At 48.8% G+C, this 5,037-nt stretch carries 4 protein-coding genes; 2 read left to right on the top strand and 2 right to left on the bottom strand.

Annotation, left to right across the window (positions count from 1 at the left end):
* Together ACTHSP_RS17755 and dapD are read left to right on the top strand one after the other, a co-directional pair.
* A partial coding sequence (locus ACTHSP_RS17755) for a leucyl/phenylalanyl-tRNA--protein transferase (RefSeq protein WP_440346565.1) occupies window positions 1–510 on the top strand: 510 nt, incomplete at its 5' end.
* A 262-nt stretch (window positions 511–772) separates the two neighbouring features.
* Window positions 773–1,594, top strand: coding sequence for a 2,3,4,5-tetrahydropyridine-2,6-dicarboxylate N-succinyltransferase (gene dapD, locus ACTHSP_RS17750; protein WP_003684212.1), 822 nt, complete (start codon window positions 773–775; stop codon window positions 1,592–1,594).
* A 171-nt stretch (window positions 1,595–1,765) separates the two neighbouring features.
* Here dapD and ACTHSP_RS17745 read toward each other — a convergent pair whose 3' ends face one another.
* Complete coding sequence (locus ACTHSP_RS17745; protein ID WP_314511845.1) at window positions 1,766–2,560, bottom strand: glycosyltransferase family 8 protein; 795 nt, start codon at window positions 2,558–2,560, stop codon at window positions 1,766–1,768.
* A gap of 38 nt (window positions 2,561–2,598) precedes the next feature.
* Entirely contained in the window at window positions 2,599–4,401 is a 1,803-nt protein-coding gene (rmuC, locus tag ACTHSP_RS17740) for a DNA recombination protein RmuC (protein WP_314511843.1), read from the bottom strand.
* Between the last annotated feature and the right edge of the window lie 636 nt (window positions 4,402–5,037).

Raw genomic sequence — 5,037 nt, 5'->3', positions numbered from 1 at the left:
AAAACCTTGCGCCACAAGCCGTATCGGGTAACGGTCAACCGCTGTTTTGAAAAAGTGATTGCCCATTGCGCCAATGTGCCGCGTCCGGAACAGGACGGAACGTGGATAGAACCTACGTTTCAGACGGCCTATTTGAAGCTGCACCATCAGGGGCATGCGCATTCGTTTGAATGCTGGCTGCCGGATGAACAAGGCGAAATGCAGTTGGCAGGCGGGTTTTACGGCGTGCAAATCGGCTGCGTGTTTTATGGCGAGTCAATGTTTGCCTTGCGTCCCGATGCGTCAAAGATTGCGTTTGCCTGCGCCGTCCCGTTTTTATCGGATTTGGGCGTTGCGCTGATAGACTGTCAGCAGGATACGGAACATATGCGCCGTTTCGGTTCGCAGCTGATGAATTTCGCCGACTTTCAGACGGCCTTGAAGGATTTGAACACGAAACCGTTAAAGCGGAATATCGAATGCGGCGTGGTGGCTGAAAATCTTCTGCAAAAGATTGGTGGCGAAGATTGATTTATAGACACGGCGTGTCGGCAGAATGGGCAGCTTGCATATCGTAGCTGGAAAATTAGTTAAAAAATAAATGCTATTCAATTCACTTGAACAGGCCGTCTGAAAATCTTGGCTTAGCCGAAATCCGGCCGTGTAAGGCTCGGCGCTAATCATGTTAATAGCTGACGAAATCGCTTTTACATGGCAAAATAACGAGTTAAATATTTGTAATAGGGCGGCCTGAATAGGTTTCAGACGGCCCTGATCTCTTGAAGGAATCAACATGTCTTTGCAAAACATCATTGAAACGGCTTTTGAAAACCGTGCCGAAATCAATCCGAATACCGTTACCCCCGAAGTGCGTGAAGCGGTTTTGGAAACCATCCGCCAACTCGACTCCGGCAAACTGCGCGTTGCCGAGCGTTTGGGTGTGGGCGAATGGAAAGTCAACGAATGGGCGAAAAAAGCCGTATTGCTGTCTTTCCGCATTCAGGACAATGAAATCCTCAACGACGGTGTGAACAAATATTTCGACAAAGTGCCGACTAAATTTGCCGATTGGTCTGAAGATGAATTCCGCAGCGCAGGTTTCCGCGCAGTTCCGGGTGCCGTTGCCCGCCGCGGCAGCTTTGTGGCGAAAAATGTCGTGTTGATGCCTTCTTATGTAAATATCGGCGCATACGTTGACGAAGGTGCGATGGTCGATACGTGGGCGACTGTCGGCTCTTGCGCGCAAATCGGTAAAAACGTGCACTTGAGCGGCGGCGTCGGTATCGGCGGCGTACTCGAGCCCCTGCAAGCCAGCCCGACCATTATTGAAGACAACTGCTTCATCGGCGCGCGTTCTGAAATCGTTGAAGGCGTGATTGTCGAAGAAGGCAGCGTGATTTCTATGGGCGTGTTCATCGGTCAATCCACCAAAATCTTTGACCGTACGACCGGCGAAATCTATCAAGGCCGCGTACCGGCTGGTTCGGTTGTCGTATCCGGCAGCATGCCTTCCAAAGACGGCAGCCACAGCCTCTACTGCGCGGTTATCGTTAAACGCGTGGACGCGCAAACCCGTGCGAAAACCAGCGTGAACGAATTGTTGCGCGGTATCTAATCGGATAACGATGACGCCGACCGAGGGTGGGTGGCAAAGCCTGCTTTACGGTCGGGTGTGAACACAAAACAGGCAGAATGTTCTGCCTGTTTTTTTATGGTTTAAAGGCCGTCTGAAACGATTTCAGACGGCCTTTTGTTTTTGATGATAGATAAAAATCTCTGCCTGAAATTACGCTTTCGGCCAGTCGGCACAATAGTATTGCCAATAGACTTCGATAAAAGGAATCTCGCCGTAATCGCACAACCACGGTTTGGCGCGTGTGGTGTAGTGGATAACGGGCGGAACAGTGTCGGGTTTGGGGAATACTTCGCCGAGGTTTCGTTTTTGGAAATATTCGACTGCGCCGGTCTGGAAGTTCCAAGATTCTTCTAGTTGCAGCCAGTTTTTTTGAAATACGGTGTTTAGAAAGCATTGGTCGCCGTAGGGAACGGATTTGTCAATGGTGGTAGCAGTTTGCAGCAGTTGCGCCGCGATATTCTGTTCCCGCCATTGCGCCAGGTCGACCAACAACATACCGGAATTGAAATAGGGCGTAGTGTGCAGGCCGGTCGGGTGATTCCATTCGGTACGGGCAAGAAAGGAGTCTTGTACCGCCGCAACGGGATAACCGTGCATATCGAGGTTGAACAAATCGTGTAGGGATTGGGTAACCACCATATCGCTGTCGAGATACAGGGCGCGGTCGACAGGCAGATGTTGCATCATCAGACGGAAAAATGCGGCATCCGAAATATGGGGTAGGCGGTGATATTGGCTGAAGTCCATCTCGATTTTGACATCATTCAGACGGCTGCCGCTGGCTGCGAGCTTTTGGTTGGTATAGTCGATCCATTCCCGCCTGAAGGTATTGTGCATGAGGTAGAAATTGACATTTGTGTTGTGGGTACAGATGGATTTTATCAGGGTATGAACCTGCTCGGCATAGCCGGTATCGGCGGCAAGAACGATGGTGATGTTGCTCATTGGTTAAATTCCCTTTATTTGCAATGTTTTAAGTTTTATCAGTCATTTTCTTGGTCTTGTGCGGTCGGTAAGGAGGCGTGGTCTTCGTTTTCCGACATGGCTTTTTCTAATAAATCGCGTTGCAGTTGTTTGCCGGCTTTGATGCCCAATTTGCGCAGTTTTTCGGTGCTGCTGATGAGGTTGCCCCTGCCGGAAACCAAGCGGCCATAGGCCGTCTGAAACTGGGATTGAGCCTGACCGAGCGCTTTATTGATGCCGTCCATGCTTTCGACAAAGCCAACAAATTTGTCATAGAGTTTGCTGCCTGCCTCGGCAATGGCCAGCGCGTTTTGGTTTTGTTGCTCGTTGCGCCAGATGTTGGCAACGGTGCGCAGGGTGGCGAGCAGGGTGCTTGGGCCGGTCAGCATGATGCGTTTGTCGAAACACTCTTGGAAGAGGTTTGGATCATGTTGCAGGGCGAGGAGATAGGCCGGTTCGACAGGGACGAACATAAAGACGAAGTCCAACGTTTTGACACCCTCAAGATCGGTGTAATCCTTCGCTGCCAAGCTTTTGATGTGGGCGCGGATGCTGGCGACATGGTTGGCAAGCTCGCGCTCTGCTTCTACACCGGTGCTTTGCGTATAGCGGACGTAGGCGGTCAGCGATACTTTGGAGTCGATGACGATTTGTTTGTTGTCGGGCAGATTGATGAGGACATCGGGCTGGAGGCGGCGTTGGGTGCCGTCTGCTTCGTGGCGGACGCTGGAAGCTTGGACGATGTATTCGCGGCCTTTTTGCAGGCCGGAATTTTCCAATACGCTTTCCAAAATCATCTCACCCCAGTTGCCTTGGGTTTTGTTTTGCGTGCCGGTCAGCGCAGTGGTCAGCGCTTTGGCATCGTGGTGGAGCTGGGTGTTGAGGGTTTGCAGGCGTTTGAGCTCGTTTTCGATGGTCAGGCGTTCTTTGGCTTCTTTTTCATAAGTCTGCTGGACCAGCTCGCTGAAGCCGTGGATGCGTTCGTTGAGCGGATTGAGCAGTTGCTGGAGATGGTCGTGGTTTTGTTCGGTAAAGCGGCGGCTTTTCTCTTCTAAAATAGTGTTGGCGAGGTTTTGGAACTGGTCGCTCAGGTTTTTACGAGCATCTGCCAGCAGCGCCAGCTTTTCTTCGGCGGCCTGACGATCTTTTTCCGATTGGGTATTGAGGCGCTCGTTTTGGACTTGAAGCGCGTGGTTTTGCTCCAAAAGGGCGGCGTATTCTTGTTTCAGACGGTCTTTTTCGGTTTCCTGTTGCTGTAAAAGACTGTTTTTGTCGTCGATATTGGCTTTTTCTTGCGCCAGTTGTGTGGAGAGGCGCTCGTTTTGGACTTGAAGCGCGTGGTTTTGCTCCAAAAGCGCGTCGTATTCTTGTTTCAGACGGCCTTTTTCCGCTTCCTGTTGTTGCAAAAGCGTATTTTTATCCGCACTCAAGGCCTGTTCTTGAACCAGTTGCGTGTTTAGGCGTTCATTGTTGATTTGCAGATTTTGCGCGTTTTGCTGCCATTTTGCACATTCGTGTTTTAAAGCTTCGGCTTCGGCCTCGCAATCTTGCAGATAGGCAATCTGTTTTTCGGCTGCGGCAAAGCGGTTGCCTGTCTCCTGCAATTCGTCTTGCAATTCCTGCACGGTATGGCGGCTTTGCGCCAAGTCCGCCGCAGTTTGAGCCTGCACCTGTTCGGCAAACTCATGCAGGCGGCGGCTTTCGGCCAATTCTTGTAAAACAATAAAGTGTCGGCTTTGGGTTTGGTAGCGTGTTATCAGCCAAGCAAACAGCGCGCCGATAAAAAATGCGGCCGCACCGGTCAGGATTAGGGTGTTGTTCATGCTGGAAATAGTCAATATGCAGAATGTTTCACTATATCATATATTTGCAGCGCATTTTATGGTCGGATATGCGCTAGAAACGTGTGTTTTCTTTAAAAGAAGCTATCAAAGGTATTGGTTTTGACTAAATGAATATTTGGTTTGCAAAAAATATAATTTTGTAACATTTTGAATTTAAAAATATATTTAATTTAGAGTGCAATTTTGCAACAAAAAAGGAGGGATTTTATGGGCGCAGAAAGATACGTTTGTAGTGTATATGTAATTAAGACATCGGTGTCATTGAAAAAGACATCGGTGTCATTTTCAAAACAAAATATAAATTAACTAAAATCTTCATTATGTACATTTTTATCATTTTATCTTTACGAAAAAGTCGTATTAATTAACGATTAACACGGTATGATTCGTCCTGTCGGCGGCGCAGATGCCGGCGAAAAAATGTGTATGTTGTTAAATAACATTTTGTATCTATGAAAAAGGACTACTTAAAATGGCACATTTAATAACGCTTGCCGTCGCTTCTTTAATCGGTATGTCGGGGATACCGGCCTCCGCACTCGGCGTCGCCTACAATATTGAAACGGTAGTACACAAATAATTCAATTATAAACGAATTGATTACAATACTTCAGA

It is taken from the genome of Neisseria sp. P0001.S005 (assembly GCF_051963715.1).
The sequence above is the reverse complement of the archived record's forward strand: the minus strand, read 5'-3'. Positions and strand labels throughout refer to the sequence as shown.